This window comes from Cedecea sp. VD22 (genome assembly GCF_037150195.1).
Taxonomy (GTDB): domain Bacteria; phylum Pseudomonadota; class Gammaproteobacteria; order Enterobacterales; family Enterobacteriaceae; genus Cedecea.
This window is the reverse complement of record NZ_JBBCPX010000086.1, coordinates 1-255: the sequence shown is the minus strand read 5'-3', so window position 1 is coordinate 255 and position 255 is coordinate 1. Positions and strand designations below refer to the sequence as shown.

The 255-nt window shown below is 50.6% G+C and carries 1 protein-coding gene; it reads left to right on the top strand.

Annotated features, from left to right (window positions below):
* Positions 1-255, top strand: a 255-nt coding sequence (locus tag WFK85_RS23745) for an autotransporter outer membrane beta-barrel domain-containing protein (RefSeq protein WP_336710435.1), incomplete at both ends; no start/stop codon positions are given.

The following is a 255-nucleotide window of genomic DNA, read 5'->3' as shown; positions in this document are numbered from 1 at the left end:
AAAACAACGTTTACATAACGCCCCAGGCACAGGTGCTATGGTCCGGCGTGAAAGCCGATAATCACACGGAAGTCAACGGTACGAAAGTGGAAGGCAGGGGAAGTGATAACGTCCAGACACGCCTGGGTGTACGCTTGTCAATGACCGGACAGAGCCATCATGACAAAGGTTCCTTCCGTCAGTTTGAACCTTTTGTGGAAGCAAACTGGGTTTATACCGCGAAGGATTATGGCGTGAAGATGGGTGAAAGCAGTG